This is a genomic window from Caproiciproducens sp. NJN-50 (assembly GCF_004103755.1).
In the GTDB taxonomy this organism is placed as follows: Bacteria; Bacillota; Clostridia; order Oscillospirales; family Acutalibacteraceae; genus Caproicibacter.
Genome location: NZ_CP035283.1, coordinates 2,492,105 through 2,512,287, shown reverse-complemented (window position 1 = coordinate 2,512,287; position 20,183 = coordinate 2,492,105). Strand labels below are relative to the sequence as shown.

22 protein-coding genes, 1 tRNA gene, 1 pseudogene and 1 riboswitch are annotated in these 20,183 nt (G+C 50.8%); of the genes and pseudogenes, 21 read left to right on the top strand and 3 right to left on the bottom strand.

The window, feature by feature from the left end; translation table 11 throughout:
• Nucleotides 1–94: 94 nt before the first annotated feature.
• From rsxC to EQM14_RS17040, 8 genes are all read left to right on the top strand, one after another.
• On the top strand, nucleotides 95–1,435 hold the full coding sequence (gene rsxC / locus EQM14_RS12155; RefSeq protein WP_128743354.1) for an electron transport complex subunit RsxC: 1,341 nt from the start codon (nucleotides 95–97) through the stop codon (nucleotides 1,433–1,435).
• Nucleotides 1,435–2,397 carry an RnfABCDGE type electron transport complex subunit D gene (locus tag EQM14_RS12150; RefSeq protein ID WP_128743353.1) on the top strand — a complete coding sequence of 321 codons (963 nt, stop codon included), beginning with the start codon at nucleotides 1,435–1,437 and terminating at the stop codon, nucleotides 2,395–2,397. Before rsxC ends, EQM14_RS12150 begins: the two co-directional genes overlap by 1 nt.
• Nucleotides 2,381–2,938 (top strand): RnfABCDGE type electron transport complex subunit G, encoded by a 558-nt coding sequence (locus tag EQM14_RS12145; RefSeq protein WP_128743352.1) that lies wholly within the window; start codon nucleotides 2,381–2,383, stop codon nucleotides 2,936–2,938. The genes EQM14_RS12150 and EQM14_RS12145 overlap by 17 nt, the downstream gene beginning before the upstream one ends.
• Before the next feature lies 1 nt (nucleotide 2,939).
• On the top strand, nucleotides 2,940–3,647 hold the full coding sequence (gene rsxE, locus EQM14_RS12140; protein WP_128743350.1) for an electron transport complex subunit RsxE: 708 nt from the start codon (nucleotides 2,940–2,942) through the stop codon (nucleotides 3,645–3,647).
• A complete protein-coding gene (locus EQM14_RS12135; protein ID WP_128743348.1) occupies nucleotides 3,644–4,255 on the top strand; it encodes an electron transport complex protein RnfA in 612 nt (203 codons plus the stop codon). The genes rsxE and EQM14_RS12135 overlap by 4 nt, the downstream gene beginning before the upstream one ends.
• A 13-nt stretch (nucleotides 4,256–4,268) precedes the next feature.
• The gene (locus EQM14_RS12130; RefSeq protein ID WP_128743346.1) at nucleotides 4,269–5,066 is read left to right on the top strand and encodes an RnfABCDGE type electron transport complex subunit B; all 798 of its coding nucleotides are present in this window, start codon (nucleotides 4,269–4,271) and stop codon (nucleotides 5,064–5,066) included.
• 126 nt (nucleotides 5,067–5,192) lie between these two features.
• A tRNA-Leu gene (locus EQM14_RS12125) sits at nucleotides 5,193–5,279 on the top strand.
• Between the two features lie 261 nt (nucleotides 5,280–5,540).
• Nucleotides 5,541–5,891 carry a hypothetical protein gene (locus EQM14_RS17040; protein WP_243112521.1) on the top strand — a complete coding sequence of 117 codons (351 nt, stop codon included), beginning with the start codon at nucleotides 5,541–5,543 and terminating at the stop codon, nucleotides 5,889–5,891.
• 23 nt (nucleotides 5,892–5,914) lie between these two features.
• Here the strand turns inward: EQM14_RS17040 and EQM14_RS12115 are convergent, their stop codons facing one another.
• Both EQM14_RS12115 and EQM14_RS12110 read right to left on the bottom strand, forming a co-directional pair.
• The gene (locus tag EQM14_RS12115; RefSeq protein ID WP_128743344.1) at nucleotides 5,915–6,262 is read right to left on the bottom strand and encodes a hypothetical protein; all 348 of its coding nucleotides are present in this window, start codon (nucleotides 6,260–6,262) and stop codon (nucleotides 5,915–5,917) included.
• A complete protein-coding gene (locus EQM14_RS12110; protein WP_128743342.1) occupies nucleotides 6,255–6,482 on the bottom strand; it encodes a helix-turn-helix transcriptional regulator in 228 nt (75 codons plus the stop codon). Before EQM14_RS12110 ends, EQM14_RS12115 begins: the two co-directional genes overlap by 8 nt.
• Before the next feature lie 356 nt (nucleotides 6,483–6,838).
• Here EQM14_RS12110 and EQM14_RS12105 point away from each other — a divergent pair, with 356 nt between their 5' ends.
• From EQM14_RS12105 to EQM14_RS12065, 9 genes are all read left to right on the top strand, one after another.
• Nucleotides 6,839–7,678 carry a prenyltransferase gene (locus EQM14_RS12105; RefSeq protein WP_128743340.1) on the top strand — a complete coding sequence of 280 codons (840 nt, stop codon included), beginning with the start codon at nucleotides 6,839–6,841 and terminating at the stop codon, nucleotides 7,676–7,678.
• 442 nt (nucleotides 7,679–8,120) lie between these two features.
• Entirely contained in the window at nucleotides 8,121–8,564 is a 444-nt protein-coding gene (locus EQM14_RS12100) for a helix-turn-helix domain-containing protein (protein WP_128743338.1), read from the top strand.
• A 27-nt stretch (nucleotides 8,565–8,591) separates the two neighbouring features.
• A complete protein-coding gene (locus EQM14_RS12095) occupies nucleotides 8,592–9,452 on the top strand; it encodes an EamA family transporter (RefSeq protein ID WP_128743336.1) in 861 nt (286 codons plus the stop codon).
• A 174-nt stretch (nucleotides 9,453–9,626) separates the two neighbouring features.
• Nucleotides 9,627–10,169: an RNA polymerase sigma factor gene (locus tag EQM14_RS12090; RefSeq protein ID WP_128743334.1), complete on the top strand. Its 543-nt coding sequence runs from the start codon at nucleotides 9,627–9,629 to the stop codon at nucleotides 10,167–10,169.
• A complete protein-coding gene (locus EQM14_RS12085; RefSeq protein ID WP_128743332.1) occupies nucleotides 10,162–10,428 on the top strand; it encodes a hypothetical protein in 267 nt (88 codons plus the stop codon). The genes EQM14_RS12090 and EQM14_RS12085 overlap by 8 nt, the downstream gene beginning before the upstream one ends.
• Complete coding sequence (locus EQM14_RS12080; protein ID WP_128743331.1) at nucleotides 10,428–11,378, top strand: zinc ribbon domain-containing protein; 951 nt, start codon at nucleotides 10,428–10,430, stop codon at nucleotides 11,376–11,378. Before EQM14_RS12085 ends, EQM14_RS12080 begins: the two co-directional genes overlap by 1 nt.
• Nucleotides 11,371–11,997 (top strand): phosphatase PAP2 family protein, encoded by a 627-nt coding sequence (locus EQM14_RS12075; RefSeq protein WP_128743329.1) that lies wholly within the window; start codon nucleotides 11,371–11,373, stop codon nucleotides 11,995–11,997. Before EQM14_RS12080 ends, EQM14_RS12075 begins: the two co-directional genes overlap by 8 nt.
• Nucleotides 11,998–12,010: 13 nt before the next feature.
• Nucleotides 12,011–12,631: a DedA family protein gene (locus EQM14_RS12070; RefSeq protein WP_128743327.1), complete on the top strand. Its 621-nt coding sequence runs from the start codon at nucleotides 12,011–12,013 to the stop codon at nucleotides 12,629–12,631.
• Nucleotides 12,632–12,987: 356 nt separating this feature from the next.
• On the top strand, nucleotides 12,988–14,472 hold the full coding sequence (locus EQM14_RS12065) for a metallophosphoesterase family protein (protein ID WP_128743325.1): 1,485 nt from the start codon (nucleotides 12,988–12,990) through the stop codon (nucleotides 14,470–14,472).
• Nucleotides 14,473–14,609: 137 nt separating this feature from the next.
• Here the strand turns inward: EQM14_RS12065 and EQM14_RS16755 are convergent.
• Nucleotides 14,610–14,779 (bottom strand): annotated as a pseudogene (locus tag EQM14_RS16755) (cupin domain-containing protein); the annotation flags it as partial.
• Nucleotides 14,780–14,984: 205 nt separating this feature from the next.
• Nucleotides 14,985–15,078: riboswitch (NiCo riboswitch) on the top strand.
• A gap of 108 nt (nucleotides 15,079–15,186) precedes the next feature.
• Between EQM14_RS16755 and EQM14_RS12055 the strand changes: the two are divergent.
• The 4 genes from EQM14_RS12055 (at nucleotide 15,187) to EQM14_RS12040 (ending at nucleotide 20,067) form a co-directional block, all read left to right on the top strand.
• Nucleotides 15,187–17,718 carry a cation-translocating P-type ATPase gene (locus EQM14_RS12055; RefSeq protein ID WP_128743323.1) on the top strand — a complete coding sequence of 844 codons (2,532 nt, stop codon included), beginning with the start codon at nucleotides 15,187–15,189 and terminating at the stop codon, nucleotides 17,716–17,718.
• A gap of 149 nt (nucleotides 17,719–17,867) precedes the next feature.
• On the top strand, nucleotides 17,868–18,473 hold the full coding sequence (locus EQM14_RS12050; protein ID WP_128743322.1) for a helix-turn-helix domain-containing protein: 606 nt from the start codon (nucleotides 17,868–17,870) through the stop codon (nucleotides 18,471–18,473).
• Between the two features lie 111 nt (nucleotides 18,474–18,584).
• Complete coding sequence (locus EQM14_RS12045; protein WP_128743320.1) at nucleotides 18,585–19,283, top strand: phosphatase PAP2 family protein; 699 nt, start codon at nucleotides 18,585–18,587, stop codon at nucleotides 19,281–19,283.
• Nucleotides 19,284–19,854: 571 nt separating this feature from the next.
• The gene (locus EQM14_RS12040; protein ID WP_128743318.1) at nucleotides 19,855–20,067 is read left to right on the top strand and encodes an AraC family transcriptional regulator; all 213 of its coding nucleotides are present in this window, start codon (nucleotides 19,855–19,857) and stop codon (nucleotides 20,065–20,067) included.
• Nucleotides 20,068–20,183: the final 116 nt, after the last annotated feature.

The window sequence follows — 20,183 nt, the reverse complement described above, 5'->3', positions numbered from 1 at the left end:
CTCTTCGGCATGAGTCAGAGGGAAACTTCGGGCCGGGTGCCGTGACTGAATATTGTTATTTTCATTAGTTTAGTATGTATTGGAGGATTTAAACATGGAATTGACTTTTCCAACGCAGCCATTCAAAACGCATGGCGGCGCGGCAGTTCCTCACAGGAAGAACACCGCGCAGATGGAATCCGTCATGCTGCCGCCTCCCGGGCAGGTTGTCCTGCCCATGCAGCAGCATGTAGGTCCCCCCTGCGCTCCGACGGTAAAAGTCGGGGATACCGTTTTGATTGGGCAGAAAATCGCTGACAGCACCGCGTTTGTCAGCGCACCGATCCATGCAACGATTTCCGGAACCGTCAGCGCGATCAAAAAGGTGACGCTGTCCGGAGGCCAGTTCATGGACGCGGTTGTGATTGATTCCGACGGCAAGATGGAAGTCTCACCGGATGTGAAACCTCCGGTCATCAACAGCCTTCCGGAGTTTCTGGACGCGGTTCACGCCTGCGGCCTGGTCGGGCTGGGCGGCGCCGGATTCCCCGCGCACGTCAAGCTGAAGGTTCCGGACGATAAAAATGTGGACACACTGATTGTCAATGTGGCGGAATGCGAGCCTTACATCACCTCAGACAACCGGTGCGCGATCGAAGACACCGACGATATTTTCACCGGAGTCCGCGCGGTCAAACACTGGCTTGGGCTGCATCGGGTCATCTTGGGGGTCGAGGGGAACAAGCCGGACGTCATCGCCAAGTTCAACAAAGTGCTGAGCGAGAGCAAGGAAGAGTCCGACAAAGAGATCAAGGTGCTCGAGCTGCGCTCCAGTTACCCGCAGGGCGCTGAAAAAGTGCTGATCCAGTCCTGCACGGGCCGCCGCGTTCCGGTCGGCAAGCTTCCGGCGGACGCGGGGTGCATTGTGATGAATGTCACGTCCTGCGCACACCTGGGCAAGTTCCTGAGAACGGGAATGCCTCTGGTTGAAAAGCGTTTGACCATCGACGGCTCCGCCATTAAGGAACCGAAGAACGTCATTGTGCCCATCGGCACGAACATCCGCACCATCGTCGATTTCTGCGGCGGATACAAAGCCACTCCCAAAAAGATCCTGATGGGCGGCCCGATGATGGGCGTATCGATTGCAAGCGACAATCTGCCCGTCATTAAACAAAACAATGCGATTATTTGCCTGGATGAAAAGGAAGCGCATAAGCTGGAGCCTTCCGCCTGCATTCGCTGCGGGCGCTGCGTGACCGGCTGCCCGATGAACCTGATGCCGACGCTTCTTGAGAAAAATACCGTTGCGAAGCGCGTGGAAGAGCTGAACAGCCTGGACATTATGGACTGCATGGAATGCGGAACCTGCTCTTTCAACTGCCCTGCCGGCCGGCCGCTGGTTCAGGCAATTCGTCTTGGCAAAGCTTTGGTTAGAGCGGAGGGGAAGAAATAATGGAAGAGAAATTGGTCGTATCGTCCTCGCCTCATATCAGGAGCGGGGTGACTACCAGGAAGATTATGCTGGATGTGATCCTGGCGCTTGTGCCGGCCGCCATCGCCGCAGTCATTGTGTTCGGGCCGCGTGCGCTGCTGATTATGGCCGTGACAATCATCTCCTGCGTCCTCAGCGAGTACATATGCCGCAAAGTCATGAAGCGGGAAAACACCATCGGTGATTTGAGCGCGGTGGTGACCGGTTTGCTTCTCGCCTTCAACCTGCCTGTCACCATTCATCCGCTGATGGCCGCTTTCGGCGGAATGGTCGCGATCGTGGTGGTCAAGCAGATGTTCGGCGGCATCGGCCAGAACTTTGTCAACCCTGCTCTGACCGCCCGCATTATCCTGATGAATTCTTTCCCCACACCCATGACCACGTGGGCAAAGCCTTTTTATTACCTTCATACTTCCGACGCGGTCACCACCGCTTCCCCTCTGAACCTTTTAAAGCAGGGCGCGTCAATTGACCAGCTGCCCAGCTACCTGAATATGTTCGTCGGCGACCGGGCGGGCTGCCTGGGCGAGACCTGCGCCCTTGCGCTGCTCCTGGGCGGAATCTATCTGGTGGCCCGCAAAGTGATTTCCCCTGTGATCCCGCTGTGCTACATCGGCACCGCGGCGGTTCTCTCACTCTTTATGGGCCGCGATGTTCTGATGGATCTGCTCTCCGGCGGCCTGATGCTCGGCGCGATCTTTATGGCGACCGACTACACGACTTCTCCGATCACCACCAAGGGCAAGGTCATTTTTGCCGTCGGATGCGGCATTCTCACCATGCTGATCCGGAATTTCGGCAGCCTGCCGGAAGGCGTATCCTACTCCATCGTTGTCATGAATATTCTTGTGCCGCTGATCGATTCCGCGACGCGCCCGGTGGCATTCGGAAAGGAGCCTGTGAAAGATGAAGCTAAGCGCTAAAGAAATTCTGAAGCCGACTATGATCCTGGTCGCCATCTGCCTGGTCATGACGGCTTTGTTGGCCTTTACCAACATGGCGACCAAAGACACCATCGCGGCGCAGAACGCGAAAGACGCAGAGGAATCCCGCAGAGTGGCCCTTCCGACCGCCGAATCCTTTGAGCAGTCCGCAAAGAACGAGGATTGTTACGTAGGCAAAAAGGGAAGCGACATTGCCGGCTATGTTTTCACGACCGAGGCCAGCAGCTACGGCGGCAAGATTCAGGTTATGACCGGCATTGACAAGGACGGCAAGGTCACGGGAGTGATCCTGCTGAGCACCAGCGATACCCCGGGCCTCGGCCTGAACGCACAGAAGGATTCGTTCCGCGACCAGTACAAACAGAAGGCTCCGGAAAAGGGCTTTGAAGTGGTCAAAGGCGGCGGAGCCAAGGAAGGACAGATCAATGCCATGACCGGCGCCACGATTACCAGCAAGGCAGTGACGACGGCCGTCAACGAGGCGATTGAGGACTATCAGAAAGTAAAGGGTGGTGAGTAATATGGCTAAAAACAGTCCGATACATGAACTTACAAAGGGCATTATCAAGGAGAACCCCGTGCTCCGGCTGGTTCTGGGCACCTGTTCCACATTGGCGCTCACAACGGCGGCCGGCAACGCGATCGGGATGGGACTTGCCACAACCTTTGTTCTGGTGTGCTCCAACGCGATTATCTCCGCGCTGCGCAATATTATCCCCGACAAGGTCCGCATTCCATGCTACATCGTGGTAATCGCGAGCTTTACGACCATTGTCCAGATGATTGTCGAGGCGGTTTCCCCCGCATTGAAGGCCGCGTTGGGCGTTTATCTGCCATTGATCGTTGTAAACTGCATCATTTTCGGCCGTGCCGAAATGTATGCAAGCAAAAATAAGGTTTTACCCTCCATCCTGGACGGGATCGGCATGGGCATCGGTTTTACCGCCACGCTGCTCGCGATGGGCATCATCCGCGAGCTGCTGGGCAACGGCACGGTTTTCAATGCCCCGATCCTTTCGGGCTTTATGCCTCCGATCATCGTGTTTCTGCTTCCTCCGGGAGGATTCTTTGTCTTTGGACTTTTGATCGCCGTCGCAAACCGGCTTTCCGGCGAGGGGAAAGCCCCCGAGGAAATCGGCTGCGGCGGATTCACCGGCTGCGCGGGCTGCGCGCTTTCCAAAAACTGCTCCCTTATCGTAGGCAAAGACAAGGAGGCTGAAACGAAATGATAAAATCACTTTTTGCGATTTTTCTTACCGCTATTTTGACGGAAAACTATATCCTTGATAAATTCCTCGGCATCTGCCCGTTCCTGGGCGTCTCCAAAAGCCGCAGCAGCGCGACGGGCATGAGCATCGCCGTAACGGTGGTTATGGTCCTCGCCACGGCGGTCACATGGCCGATCTATTATGGAATTCTGGTGCCGCAGGACCTGGCTTTTCTGGAGACCATCGTGTTTATTCTGGTCATCGCCGTTTTGGTTCAGTTCATTGAGACGGTACTGAGGAAATACATTCCGTCCCTGTACAACGCCCTTGGAGTTTATTTGCCTCTGATTACGACGAACTGCGCCGTCCTCGGCGTGACCATGCTGGTGCTTGACAAACACACTGCGGATCCCACCGGCTACGGCTACTTGCAGGCCTTGATGAACTCGTTTGGCGCGGGCATCGGCTTCATGGTTGCCCTGATCATGTTCTCGGGCGTACGTGAAAGAATGGAACTTAATGATGTGCCGAAATTTATGAAGGGTCTGCCGATCACTCTGATCGCCGCATCTCTGGTTTCCCTGTCGTTTCTCGGGTTCTCAGGTCTTGTCGACGGCATGTTGGGTTAGGAGATGGTAGAGAATGAATGAGATTTTACTTCCAGTTTTGATTGTGGTAGTTATCGGACTTCTGTCCGGCTTGATTCTTGCGGTCGCGTCCATCGTGATGGCAGTTCCGAAGGACCAGAAGACGGAGGATGTCCGTGCGATGCTGCCCGGCGCAAACTGCGGCGCGTGCGGCTTCTCCGGATGCGACGGCTATGCAAAAGCTCTGGCGGAAGGAACGGCGAAACCCGGACTGTGCACCGTGGGCGGCAACGATGTTGCCAACGCGATTGCCGCTTATCTTGGCGTTGCCGCAACTTCCGTGGAGCCCCACATGTCGGTCGTCCGCTGCTTGGGCAGCCATGACAACACGACCGACCGTGTGGAATATGAAGGAATTACAAGCTGTGCCGCCGCTGCCGCGGTCGCGGGCGGCCCGACCAGCTGTACCTTTGGCTGCATCGGTTTGGGTGATTGCGTCAATTCCTGCGATTATAATGCCCTCAGCGTACGCAATGGCGTGGCAATGGTCGAGCCGAAAAACTGTGTTGCCTGCGGCATGTGCCTGAAGGCCTGTCCGAGGCATCTGCTCACGCTGGTTCCGGTCAAAAAGCAGGCGGTGGTACTGTGCAGCAACTGCGACAAGGGAAACGTTGTCAATAAAGTGTGCAAGGTTGGCTGCATTGGCTGTATGAAATGTGAAAAAACCTGCAAATACGATGCGGTTCATGTCAAGAATTTCCTGGCGGCCGTGGATCCCGAAAAGTGCGTGGGATGCGGGGAATGCGTTGAAGCGTGCCCAAGACATATTATCGGTCTCTACAACGCGGAATGATTTTAATTCGGAAAACCGGAATATCTCACTGCAGATATTCCGGTTTTTTTGATAATGGACTTGATTTCGGTGCCTTTTTATTATATAATACTCCATGCTGTAGTTTTTGAGAAAACAAATAAATTTGCCGGTGTGATGGAATTTGGCAGACGTGCGGCACTCAAAATGCCGTGTCCTTTGGACGTGTCGGTTCGAGTCCGACCACCGGCACCATTTTGTGGTTTCCCCAAGTCCTCTTTTTAAGCGGATTTGGGGCTTTTTTTATTCTCATTGGGATTTTCAAGACACGGGTCGATTGATCTTTGCGGCAAGCATGGCATAAAGCATGGTCTCGCCGGTTGTTACGCCCAAAATACGCATATTGTCACTCCCAGCCCATGCGTTGCCGACGGGATATAAATGTTCGTTGCCATATGGCACCTCTCTTTGTGACAAATTTAATTCTCCCATATTTTTTAAGGGGGAGTAAGTAAAGTGCCGGGAAAACGCAGCAGGCTGATTCTGCTCTCAATAAGGGTCGCCCTTTCAGATTTTATGTCCCGACGCGCTCCCGGCACTCTGCTCACGATCTGTTTTGTCTTTCTGCATCGAATTTGTCCCCCGACGCCCCCGGCGCGGGAAATTATCGAACTGCCGTGGCGGTGCCTGAAAATGCACAGCGGCCGGGGCAGTATCGTATTGGAGCCGTTTTCCGGCAGCGGCACACGATCATCGCGGCGGAGCGGACTGAGCGCCGCTGCTGCGCGATGGAGTTTTCCCCCGTACTGCGATTTGGCGGTCAAACGCTGGGAAGAGTTCACAGGAGAAAAGGCCGCGAGGCTTTAAAAGCCAACACAGCCTAATAGGGTTTATCGCTTGAAAAAAATTAAAATAAATGCTATCAGAGCGCTTATGGCTATCAAAGCAATGAGAAAAAGAAAACTCCGGGAGAACGGACGATTAAACACAACTTTGCTTTTGATCTGATATACGGTGGAAATGCCGCCGCCGATTATGACGATCAGCATTAAATCCCAATTTGAATCTATAAATGGGATGTTGAGGTCCAATCCGCGAATAAAAACGGCAAAGAGTACCGCAAATAACATAAACCGCCCGGTATATGCATCTCCTTGATATACAACGGCTTTTGTCCGCTCATCAACAATACCGTAAAGGGGGGTATCCTTGCCTTGCTTCTTGTCCATTTTATCCATTATTATCTTCCTCCTCTAAATAAAATAAGTCCTCAAAACTTTTTTGTAGACACTTTGAAAGGACTAACGCAAGTTTAGCCGTCGGGCAGTATTGCCCGCTTTCAATGGAACCGACTGTTTGCCGGCTCACACCCGCCATCTTTGCAAGCTGTTCCTGAGAAATATCCATTTCGGCTCGCGCGACTTTTAAGCGATTCTTTAGTTTGGTCTTATCATTCAAAGAAACCCCTCCTGACAATACAAATATAACATTAACAAAAAGAAATGTCAAGTATACTTTGCATATTGCAAAGTATACTTGCGGAAGAGGCGGATAAAATTCGTGTTAAGGTCAACAGATTACGGATATATAGAAAATCCCCGCCTCTAAGATCAGGACAGCAAAATACAATCCACGCAGGGACCTAAAGCCAGGGGACGGTCAGAATTTAATTGAATTTCTATATTTTTAGAGTATACTTGTTATTAAAACGCCGATAGGCGGGAATTCCATCAAGAAGATTATTTTGTCGGGAGCCAACTGGCTAAATCTATACAGCCTTATGCCTGGGATGCGCATTAAAGGAGGTGAAAAGGATGGCTGTAGAGAAGCAATATGCATCAGATGTGGAAGTGATATTGTCCCATAGGCATGATAATGGAGCTGACCTTTGGACTACGCCGGATAAGCGTTTGATAAAGGGTGCGCCATTCTCAACTTTAGAGAGCGTAATGTACCTATTGGAATTGGGCATGGAACCTACAGAACCTCTACTGAAAGAAACCGCTGCCTTAATATTCGGTGCGTGGCAGGAGGACGGACGTTTTAAGCTGTATCCGCAAGGCCCTGTTTACCCATGCCAAACCATCCACGCCGCCAATGTGCTTTGTCACATGGGTTATGTATCTGATTTCAGATTGCAAAAGACTTTTAAGCATCTTTTTGATATTCAGTATACAGACGGCGGCTGGCGTTGCAATAAATTCAGCTTTGGCCGAGGGCCGGAAACGGAGTATTCCAATCCTTTCCCCACGCTTAACGCTCTTAACGCGTTCCGTTTCACCGATTATCTTAACAAAAAACCTGCACTTGACAAGGCCGTGGATTTTTTGCTGGAGCATTGGACAATCAGGAAACCTATTGGCCCGTGTCACTATGGAATTGGCACATTATTCATGCAAGTTGAATACCCTTTCCGAAACTACAACCTTTTTATTTATGTCTACGTCTTATCCTTTTACAACCGGGCAAAAGAGGACAAACGGTTTCTTGAAGCCTTGGAAACATTGGAATCTAAAATGGTGGATGGGCAGATTGTGGTTGAGCGCGTTGTTCCGAAACTGGCCGGGCTTTCTTTCTGTAAAAAGGGTAAAGCAAGCGAATTGGCAACAATACGCTATCATGAAATTTTGCGAAATCTTCAAACAGACAAATAGCCTATATTCGTATTATGGGCATACGGAGCTGTTCTGCTTGTGATTTATTTTTTCTGTCTAATGTTATTGGAGACTACAATTGCGGCCGTTGTATGCCAAGGGACCGTATTAAATGCACTGTTGTTTTATGAAGCCGGTAGCCGGATAAGCAAGACGTATGCTTATCCGGCTACCGGCATTTACATGTAAATAACAGAGAGGTCGATTTGTTAGCGAAGCTCAGGCACCGTTGATTCCACCATTGCCTTACCTTTCCCTAACAATCAGGATTTGCTTTTCGCTATTCCGTAAATTATTCTAATAGATGTTGAAAAATATTCTGCTATCTTGCTCTAAATATCTATTATATACTGTTAATTTATTATTATCTTCCGTCGCTGCTTGAAAACCGGGCCCGATCGTGATATGCTGTTTCTAAGATCAAAAGGAGCCGTGATACGGAATGAATGATGATGATATTTTAAACCTCAAACAGGCTGCCGGGGCTTTGGGCGTCAGCGAGAAGACACTGATCAAACTGCTTCGCGAAGAACATTTCCCGGCCCGCAAGATCGGCCGGGAATGGCGCTTTTCCCGGGAGTCCCTGCTCCGCTGGCTGGCTGCCGGAGATTCCATTGACTATATCAATCAGAATGAGCGGTATATGGTTTCCGAGGATGTATCCGGCACGTCCTTCGCGCTGTTTGGCAAAATTGGCGAAGCCCTGACTACCTTAAAGGGAAATGAAAACAATATCAAAGTCTTATTACAGGAACTGGACAGAGACGTCACCGTTCCAAAGGAAGCCACGCTCAGAATCAGCTATAAGCAGCAGCGTGAAGTCGAAAAGCTGGAATTCAAAGTCTTCTGGGATCAGCGCGAGGATGTCAAATTGGAGGCCAATTAGAGGACAGGGATCTTTGGAGGGATATACATGTGGCTTCTATATGCTTTCGGCTCAGCGCTGTTCGCAGGAATGACGTCTATTTTAGCGAAAATCGGTATTAAAAACACCGATTCAAACTTAGCGACTGCCCTTCGTACAATTGTTGTGCTTTTGTTTTCCTGGCTGATGGTTTTTATTGTGGGTTCGCAAAATACTATAGGTGCGATTTCCGGGTACAGCCTTCTGTTCCTGATCCTTTCAGGAGTTGCAACCGGTGCGTCTTGGCTATGCTATTTTAAGGCCTTGCAGCTTGGAAACGTCAATAACGTGACTCCCGTTGACAAGAGCAGTACGATATTGACTATCCTTCTTGCTTTTTTTATCTTAGGGGAAACGCCAACTGTTTGGATGGGATTTGGGATCGTACTGCTTGCTGTCGGAACCTATCTCATGATACAACGGAAGGAACCGGAAGTTTCACCCATCAAGAGCAAGTCATGGCTTTTCTATGCTGTCCTTTCCGCCGTCTTTGCCGCTTTGACCTCTATACTTGGCAAAATCGGAATACAGGGGATCGAATCAAATTTAGGTACGGCCATCCGCACGATTGTCGTACTGATTATGGCTTGGGGAATTGTTCTGTTCCAAAAAAAGTATGTTCTCATTAAGGATATTGACAGAAAAAGCTGGGTATTTATCATGCTTTCCGGTCTTGCAACCGGACTCTCATGGCTTTGCTATTACCACGCATTGCAGAAGGGAAACGCCAGTCTGGTTGTCCCTATTGATAAGCTGAGCATTGTCGTCACAATTGCATTTTCCTACCTGTTTCTCAAAGAAAAGCTTTCGAGAAAAGCCTTTATTGGTTTATTGCTCGTCATATCGGGAACAATGCTGATGCTGTTTTAATGTTATATCCGATCATATAAGCGGTTGACCATCCGATTCGCGGGGGTGGTCTGCTGCTTTTTGTTTTCATAAAACTAAAAATTTTTAAATGAATAAAACCGAGCAAAATATTGGCAGCAACTTTTTTCATTCAGTTGCGTGTAATATAATGAGAAGTCTGAAGGAGGTGAGGGCTTGGATGAGCTTTCTCTAATTGTATCGGCGCAGAAGGGTGAAAAAGAGGCCTTTCAAAGCCTCATCACCTTTTACTATCCATATGTTTCAAAGTTTATCCTGAAGGTCTGCGGCGATGTGACTTTAAGCGAGGATCTGACGCAGGATACCTTTTTGAAATTGGTGCGGGGAATCGAAAAATTTGATGTTCACGGGAAAGCCTCGTTTTCCACATGGGTGATCACGATTGCAAAAAACTGTTATCTTGACCACTTGAGACGGAATAAGCGGGAGGTGCTGAGCTTGGAGGAGCAGGACGTATCATCTCTGTTCAGCGTGCAGGACGTGGTGCTTGACCGTTTGCTGACGGATGAAATACTGAAGGCTCTGGAAAGCCTGCCGCCTGAACAGGCCGCCGCCATCAGGCTGAAATATCTGGAGCAGCTGACGCTTCAGGAAATCGCCCGACGGTTTTCCTGCGAGCCAAAAACAGTGAAAAGCCGCATCCACAACGGTATGGTCAGGCTTAGGAAAATGCTGAGAGGAGATTTTTATCATGGATAAGAACATAGACGGCCTGCTGTCTAGGCTGGACGATGAAATCGATAAAAAGTGTTTCGAAATTAAGCAAAGGAGCCGGAACAGGAGGCTGCAATCCGTGTTTGTCATTGTCTGTGCCTTGTTTATCCTTGTACCGGTGCTGCTTGTATTGACCGGAATCAGCCTTTGGATATTCTGTGGTCCGGCGATCCTTTTCTTCGTGATCGGTTTCTGCGCTCTGTCACCGCTCATATTCAGCAGGCAGCCGGGAGGGATGGAATAATGGATCGCTTCAACGTTGTTATCAGCAGATTCAATTTTAAGAAGGCAGTCGCCATTTACTTGCTTATCCTGATTCTTGCCGGAGTCTTTTCAGCTGGATTTTTAGCCTATATGTTCCGCGATAAACTCACTTTTCTGTATGAGTATCACAGGATCAGTGAAAAAGTAGAAGATAACAAGAACGGGCTTGAAAATATGAAACCTGAATTAGCCGATCTGGCAGATGCATCCCCGGATATGGTAGATATCCTCATTCTCAACGGACAAAATCAAATATTGTACAGCGCGAAACATTCGGATTTATCACAGAAGGGAACCGTAGACCTCACGCCGGACACTGACAGGAACCCTCTTTTTTTCACCGACCGGCAAAATCCGGAGGTCCATTTTCGGCTGATGAAAGGCGATAAGCTGACATTGTCGGCTTCAATGCTCGGGATCGAAAACAAAGTGAAACAGGAATATGAAGACCGCTACTTCTATGAAAGCGGCTTTGCCGCCCAGAAAGTCTATTTGCTTTCCTATATCGCCGACAGAACAGACGGACAGAAAGTTTATATTATCAGCGACGTTCAGCCCGTTGCGGGTGGCGAATTCTATATAAAAGCTGTGGCCGCAATCGCAATGCTGTTTTTCATGCTCTATTGGGTCTTACTGGCTCTTTGGGTATACGCGCGGGCGCTCGGGGCAAAGCTGAACGCGTCCATGTGGGGGATCGTCACTCTTTTTACGAATTTGGCCGGGCTGTTTGTTTTTCTTCTCTACAGACAGGGCGGCCGGACCTGCTATAAATGCGGCTCGCTGCAAAACAAATCAAACGTCTACTGTACTTTCTGCGGTACGAAGCTTGGTTCCGTTTGTAATAAATGCAATACGGCCGCAGGTGAAAAAGACAGATACTGCAAAAATTGCGGAAGCGTACTGGACGAGGAGAAGGATCAGGATGAATAGGCGCGCCGTATGGCTTGTTGTGATGCCGATCATTCTGTTTGTGATGCTGGCCGTATGCATCTATGCCGGAATTGCCACACGCTTTGAAGGGTGGGCTTACAGTGAAGCGGTTGAGGACATGTCCCCCAATTTAACTTTTGTGATGAAAGGCATCACTCATCTCGGCGACTCGGTCGTTGTCCTTTTGTTTTGTCTGGCGTTGTTTGTCGCGCCGAAAACGAGGAGGACCGTCGCGCTTCCTGTTTCAGCGGCCGTGGCGTTGTCCGCCGTGTTCAACGTTATTTTGAAGCAGATCTTCGCAAGGGGGCGTCCGAATGTCCTGCGGCTGATCAGCGAGACGGGCTACAGTTTCCCCAGCGGCCACGCGATGATCAATGCTTCCCTTTATATCATGCTGATCCTGATGACCGTCAGGTATGCCGAAGGATTTTACCGAAAACTGATCCTCTCTTTGCTGTGTGCCGGTTTGATGGGACTGATCGGGTTCAGCCGGGTCTATCTGGGCGTCCATTATGCGGGAGACGTTTTAGGCGGTTGGCTGTTCGGAACCGCTATATCCGTATTGGTCTACTTCCTTTGGAACGGCAGACAGGCGAAGATTAAAAACTCGGATTTTTGAAAAGGAGTTAAAAATGCAGGAATGGGTCATCAATATCATGAATCAGTACGGATACGTTGGGATTGCACTGCTGATTGCTGTCGAGAACATCTTTCCCCCCATTCCGTCCGAACTGATTCTGACCTTCGGCGGCTTTATGACCACTTACACCAGCATGAGCCTCTGGGCGGTGACCCTGTCGGCGACTGTCGGATCGGTGGTCGGGGCGATCGTCCTCTACGGCGTTGGACGGCTGCTGCCGGCGGAAAAGTTGGACAGGTTCCTCGGCAGCAGATGGGGGCATCTCCTTGGATTAAAAGAAGGAGATCTAAAACGGGCGGATAACTGGTTCAACCAGCGCGGTGCTTCCACCGTCTTTTTCTGTCGATTTATTCCTCTGGTCAGGAGCCTTATCTCCGTCCCTGCGGGGCTGGCGCGAATGCACGGAGGCAGATTCCTTTTCTACACTGCTGTGGGTTCCGCGATCTGGAACGTGATTCTGGTGACTCTTGGTGCCTTTGCCGGGGCGGGCTGGGAGCGCATCAGTCAATCTGTGAATCTGTACTCCTATGCGGCACTTGCCCTGATGACGGTCCTTGGAGTTGGACTGATTATTTGGATCAGACGAAAAAGAAAAGTCCATAAAAAAGAATAGAAAGATCAATCAACCGATCAAATGAGTCTGAAAGGATATAAAGACCTGTATCAGCTTAGAAGAAGAGTTAAAAAGCAACGCCAACGCACGGGGCTGGCGTTGCTCGTTTAGCACCTTTATCGCGGAGAATGTGCCTTCGACTTTCAGGGGAGCAGTGCTTGGAATTTACGGTGCGCTGCAGGGGTGCGGACTGTTATGGCCGTCCATCGTATCGGGATTCCTGCGGGATAAAATAAACTCTGACGCTCCATTCCTGGCCGGCGGCGTTCTGGGAATTGTTTCAGCCGTCATGATAGGAATCATTCTTGCTGGAAATAGTAATTCTAAAAGATCGAAATCATTCCGAGGTGAAAAAGATGAAGCTGAAAAGGGCGCTGAAAATCATTACATTTGCATTGGTTCTATGCCTTGCCGCGGCCGCGGGCCTTTTTCTGTATAACTCTTATCACGTGTACAATATCAATTCCGGTTTTACCCCGGTACCGCTCAGCTATAACCCGGACGATTCTTCCTCCTCATATATCTGGAACGACGTCAACGTAACGGTACACGGAGGTTTTGTAAAAGGGATACAAAAAGACGATGGCGGGGACCGGCTCGTGATAAGGGCTCTATCCCCTCTGCCTACCGTTACAGTGAAAACAAATGCGCCCGTTCGGAATTTGCGGATCTCCATTGAAAATATCAGCCCGAGTTTTTATTCGTCAAGCATCGATAAAGACCTCAAACCCGCCAGGATCACGGTAAATACCTTGGAATTTTCGATGGATCTGAGTGCGGGAGAAACCAAGCGGATCATTCCCGCTCAGCCAAGTGAAACGGCGGACGGCAGCTATGTCATCCTCGGCGACAGCAGGGACGGCTACGAGACCTTTGGAAAGATCATCGACCAGGTCAATGCGCTGAAACCGGCTTTTGTAATCGACAACGGCGATCTTGTTTACAGCGGAAAGCCAAATCAATATAAGATCTTTGATGAGATGACGTCCGGGATTTCTGCAACTCTGTGCACGACGCTGGGAAACCACGATATTCGCGGGAACGGGCGCGAGACCTATCAAAAACTTTACGGGCCGGAGTATTACTCGTTTGATTTCGGAGGCAATCATTTCGCGTTTCTTGACAGCTCACGCGGATATGCCGAAAAGCAGGCAATACCGGACAAGCAATACGCCTGGCTCGAAAGGGACCTGCAAAAAGCGCAGGGAAAACGGATTTATGTAATATCCCATGTGCCTCCGGCAGATCCGAGAAGCGGCGTCAAGCCCAATGAGATCCAGGCCTACACGGATAAGGTCAAAAAGGAGGGCGGCTTTGTCGAGCAGAAGCTGGAAGCTTACAGCGAAGACGAAAGCATAGACCACGGCTTTCAGACCAAGCAGGAAGCCGAACGGTTTGAAAACCTCATGACGAAATATAAGGTCGATATGGTCTATCTCTCCCATATCCACAGTTATTTTGATTACACCAGGAACGGAGTCAGATATCTCATCAGCGGAGGCGCCGGCGCGGAGCTGATGACGCAGAACAGCTATTACCATTATCTGATCGCCAAAGCCGGATCGGCGGATACGCTGACGTTGGTCCAACTGCCCTCTCTGCCGAATCTTATCCTGCAAAGGTATGCGGCGACGGTTTCTCTCTTCGTAAAGGCCATGTATCAGGAAAATCAGGCGGCGGCGGTCTTATTTATTGTGGGATTTGCATTGCTTGTACTCCTTTTGCTTACATTACTGTTCTTAAAATTGGAAAGTCGTCTTGCCGTTCTTTGGATCTTGGTGAAAGATACCGGCAGATACATGGCTAAAAGACAAAAAGAACTGCATGCAGGCAAGGGCTGAAAAAACGGGAACCTGTAATATGGATTGTTATCCGCCTCGCGGGAAACATCCCGCGAGGCGGATTTTTTGTAATACGTAGTTAAGAAAGCTCTGAACTTCGAATAAGGTCAAAATAATCACCGATTCTTACAACCCCTTTCTCCCGGTTCGATCCGAATAAACTGGTCAACGTTGCATTTCAAGCCCGATGTCATCGTTCATATTGATACTCATCAACGTTAGCTGAAGGTGGTTTCCTGTCCACAAGGCAGTGCGGAATGCATTGCTTTTCAATATTTACCACAATTGGTATGGGCCCGTAATCCTTTCATTCCTCAGGCACAGCTTTCTACTCCTTTCCCATTGCTTTGACTCATATTATAAATTGTCCTTTGAGAAAGCGCTTTAGAAGCGGAAAGAAATTATCATTAAGTTCGATGTTTAATCCTCGTTTTTTCACATCTGATTACACCTTGACAAACTATTCTCCATATAGTATCATTGAAGAATCTCTTTGCACTGCATTTTAATCTACAGTACAAACTGAGCAGGCGATGAACCGATAGGTTTGTGGGGCTGGGCCGGTGACGGCAACAGATTGACTCGTATCACATCTGTGGGACAGTTGTATGTTCCATGGATGTGTTTTTTTATACATATCTTGGAATAACTGGATTTATGGAGTGCCATAGAGCTATCTTATGAACGCCGTGAGGCGACACGGAGGTAACTGATATGACAAACCAAGAGCAAGCGCCGGTTTCGTATGGCCTTACCACTGAAAAGGCTCGGGAATTACAGGAAAGATTCGGCAAGAATGAGTTGACGCCGCAAAAAAGACAAAGCTTCTTCAGCAAGATACTTCACACCGCCAGCGAGCCTATGTTCCTTCTCCTGTTGATTGCAGCCGCGATCTACTTTTTCTTGGGAGAACCCCGCGATGGGGCAATTATGCTGATTTTTGTCGTTGGCATCATCGGCATCGATGTGATCCAGGAAAGGAAAACGGATAAAACGCTCGAGGCCCTGAAGGATCTCTCCGCGCCGCGTGTCCGGGTGATACGGGACGGCGAAGAAAAGACGATCAGCAGTGCCGATCTGGTTCCGGGCGACCTCATGCTGATCGCTGAGGGCGTCAAGATCCCGGCCGACGGAGAAGTCGTCCGGGCAAGCGATCTGTGCGTCGATGAATCCTCCCTGACCGGCGAAGCGGAGGGCGTCTGGAAAGTCGTTGCCGATTCTGCGGAGAAGCAGCCGGATACGTGGCGGCGCGACTATTGCTATGCAGGCACACTTGTCCTGCAAGGCAGCGCCCTGGTCCGGGTCGGGAAAATCGGCGCGGCGACCGAATACGGAAAGATCGGAACGAACGTGGCGAACGCGCCCGAGAACCCGACGCCGCTGCAGAAGCAGACCGGCAGATTGGTGCAGCTCTGCGCAGGCATCGCCGCCGTTCTGTTCGTGCTGGTCGGCTGCGCCACGTGGCTGAACATCCCCGACCATTCCTTCAGGGACCGGCTGATCGAGAGCATCCTCTCCGGCGTCACGCTGGCCATGGCAATGATCCCGGAGGAATTCCCGGTCATCCTCACCGTGTTCCTTTCCATGGGCGCCTGGCGGCTTGCCAAAAAGCAGTCGCTGGTACGAAAGCTCCCCGCGGTGGAAACGCTCGGCGCGGTTTCCGTCCTCTGCGTGGATAAGACCGGCACGATTACGATGAACAAAATGGCTGTCCGAGAAACCTGGGCAGTGGACGGCGACGAAAAGCATCTGGGCGAGATCATGGGCATGGCGTGTGAAACCGAGGCCTACGACCCGATGGAACAGGCGATGTTCGCCCACTGCGAGAGCCTCGGAATCACGCGCGGGCAGTTGTTTTCCGGTGAGCTTGTCAGGGAATATCCGTTTACTAACGAAGCCAAGATGATGGGCCATGTCTGGAAACGGGAAGAGCGTATCATCGTCGCTGCGAAAGGTTCGCCGGAGAAGATCCTGCGGCTGTGCGCGCTAACGGATGCTGAAGGGGACGCCGTTCAGGCCAAGTCGGGCGGAATGTCCCGGCAGGGCTTGCGGGTGATTGCAGTAGGTGAGACGGAACTGCCGTTCGGCGACAGCATACCGGAGACATTGCCCGACTGCAGGCTGCGGCTGCGCGGTCTGGTCGGCCTTGCCGATCCCCCGAGGGCGTCGGTGAGGGAAGACATCCGGTGCTGCACACAGGCCGGCGTCCGCGTCGTGATGATTACGGGCGACAACGGCATCACCGCCAGCTCCATCGCTAGACAGGTCGGGATACCCAACTGCGAAAAAATCATCACCGGCGACGAACTGGACCGAATGACCGATGAAGAGCTCCGAGAAAAGGTGAGAAGTGTCAGCATCTTTTCCCGCGTGGTGCCGGAGCATAAGATGCGGATCGTCAAAGCGTTCCGGGAAAACGGCGAGGTCGTCGCTATGACGGGCGACGGAGTCAACGACGCGCCCGCACTCAAGTATGCCGATATTGGTATCTCCATGGGTAAGCGCGGCTCGGAGGTCTCGCGCGAGGCCGCCGACCTGATCCTGCTGGACGATAATTTCTCGACCATCGTGGAAACCATACGCGACGGCAGGCGGATCTACGATAATATCAAGAAAGCCGTGGGCTATGTGTTCGCCATCCACATCCCGATCGCATTTTCCTGCCTGCTGGCGCCGATGCTCGGGGTGAACCCTGCGAGCCTCATGCTGCTGCCCTTGCATGTGGTGTTGCTCGAACTTATCATCGACCCAACCTGCTCGATCGTTCTGGAACGCCAGCCGGCGGAACGCGACATCATGGCGCGCTTGCCGCGCGACCCCAGTGAAAAGATCATCAATGCCGCGGGCCTTATCAAAAGCCTGCTGCAGGGCTTTGCCGTCTTCGCCGCCTCCTTCGGGACATATTTTTCCGTTTTGCAAATGGATCCACAAAACAACGCGCCGGTCGCCCGCGCGATGGGGCTGACCGTCATCTTCCTGAGTAATCTTCTGCTGGTGCTGGTCAACAGTTCGCATACGGATTTTGCGTTCCGATCGTTGGCCCGTCTCGTAAAGGACAAGGTAATGTGGGCGATCTTTGCCGGCACCATTCTGGGGCTCCTGCTGATCCTGTATACTCCGCTCGCCGGATTCTTAAAACTGGCTCCGCTGAACGGTCCGGAGTTTCTCACCGTGATGGGAATTTCAGCGGTTGCGGTTCTATGGTTCGAGCTTGTGAAGCTTGGGCGATGTCTGAAAAGAAAATGAGCGAAGCGAAAGCATATGTGGGCCGCCATAATCGGCGGCCCACTTTTTACCTGTATAAATTATGGTATAATAGATCAGGCAATGAATTGCGAATTGTTTATATGATCTAGCAAAGCGACAAAATGGAATTTGGAAGGGAAGCTTCCCCTATGGAATTTAACGAGAAATTGCAGGAACTTCGCAAGCGGAAAGGTCTCACGCAGGAGGAGCTTGCGGAGGCGCTGTTCGTATCACGTACCGCTGTATCGAAATGGGAGTCGGGACGCGGCTACCCAGGCATCGATTCCCTGAAGGTAATTGCGAGTTTCTTTTCCGTGTCCATTGATGAACTCTTGTCTGGCGAGGAGCTGGTCAGCATTGCGCAAAACGACCAGGCCCAAAAAATGCGGCAAATGCGCGATCTGGTGTTTGGCCTGCTGGACTGTGCCATGGCGCTGTTTCTGTTTTTCCCGTTGTTCGGTCAGGCGGAGGAGGGGGTAATCCGCATTGTCTCCCTGCTCTCCCTGACGTCGATATCCCCGGACATAAAAGTCACATACTTTACGCTTGTGTCGCTCACCGTTTTATGCGGGCTTGCGACCCTTGCCTTGCAGGGAAGGCAGGTGCGATTCTGGAATCAGATCAAAAGTGGTTTCTCTCTGCTTTTCAGCGTATCTGGCGTTCTGGTTTTCATTCTGAGCCGCGAGCCATATGCCGCTTCGCTCACATTCTTGTTTCTGCTCATCAAGGGGATTTTGCTGTTAAAACGCCGATGACACGAATCGTATCGGCATTGTGACGGCGGGATTCTACCGCTTTTCGGCTCCTGGAGGTAGAGTAAGCATGTAAAAAACGCTTACACCCCATTAAGAAAAGGAGCTTTGAAAATGAAATGGAATTCTCGTTCCCTGGGTAGCTTTCTGCCCGCCGTCTGCCTGTCTGTGCTGTTTATCCTTTATACAATGCTGATCCGGAATATTGATGTGAAACCCATCGGGCCGAACGGTTCTGCCGTGGGCTTTGCAACGGTCAACGGGTGGGCGCATGACCTGCTCGGCGTAAACTGGACGCTTTATATAATCACCGACTGGCTGGGGCTTGTGCCTGTCTTTGTCGCTTTTGGATTTGCTGCCCTGGGGCTTACGCAGCTCATACGGCGCAAAAGCCTTCTTCGGGTGGACGGCAGCATCCTTGTGCTGGGCGGCTTCTATGTGCTGGTCATGGGCGCGTATCTCTTTTTCGAATATTATCGTGTGAATTACAGGCCGGTTTTGATCGACGGTATCTTGGAGACGTCCTATCCGTCCTCCACCACCATGCTGGTTCTGTGCGTGATGCTCACCGCCATGATGCAGTTTCGCCGTCTGACCTGCAATAGAACTGTAAAAAACGCAGTAAACACTGTGCTTGCGGCATTTACTGCATTTATGGTGATTGGGCGTTTGGTGTCGGGCGTTCATTGGCTGACCGACATCTTGGGCGGGGCGCTGCTCAGCGCGGCGCTTGTTCTGTTGTATCGCGGCGCGAATGCGTTTATAGCCGAAAGCCAGCACGAAGCTAAAGCAGCCGGTAGTCCTACAAATTGAAATTTGCAGGAGGAGATTATGAGCAAACCGGGAAGATGATGTACTACGTCGGCTTCCCGGTCTTTTTCGTCATCTGTAACTACCCATGTCGGGTACTCACGGAAGGCCCAAGCACACCCCGCGCGGAAAAAAGCGCTGCTACATTTTCTGTGACGGCACTGAACGCTTCTTGGACCAAACATGGTATAATAGGCACATGCAGAATTCGCTTGTATACTTCTTTTGGTTTAGTCTTGATTCTCTCGCGGCGTATCGGTTTAGGATTGAGCCAGAAGGAGGGATCAATAAAAACCGTAAAGTCTGTATCAGAGATAACTGGAGTAAGTATTAGAACATTGCGATTATCTGGTGGTTAGGTTATAAGCAATTGGGAAGCTGATGTGTTGCATTAGTTTCCCATTATTTTTTCATCGCTTATAGCAACCATGTTGGGTACTCCCGCAAGGCCCAGACACACCGGAAGGTGTTCCCGCATATCAAATCACAACTATACAATCCTTAAAACTCCGCAATTTGAATCAAGAAATATGAGGCAGCATGCGTTATACTGATAGTCAGGAGGATGCATCCCATGGATTACTCACAGTGCGTTCAAAATACGATAGCCTATATCGAGCAGCACCTTTCCGACAATTTGTCGCTTAATTTGCTTGCCGGCGAATCGGGCTTTTCTAAATATCACTTTCTGCGCATTTTTGAACGGGAAACCGGGTCCGGCCTATGGGAGTATATTCAGAACCGCAGAATGACAAAAGCGGCGCTACGGCTGCAATCGACCGTTTGAACAAATATTTCACTTTCAGCCAGATGCCGATGGTAAGCAGTGATTATTGGAATATGGTATTTGCGCCTCATTCAAGTATGGAATCGGACGTAAAAGGGCAGCAGATTTTGCAGACA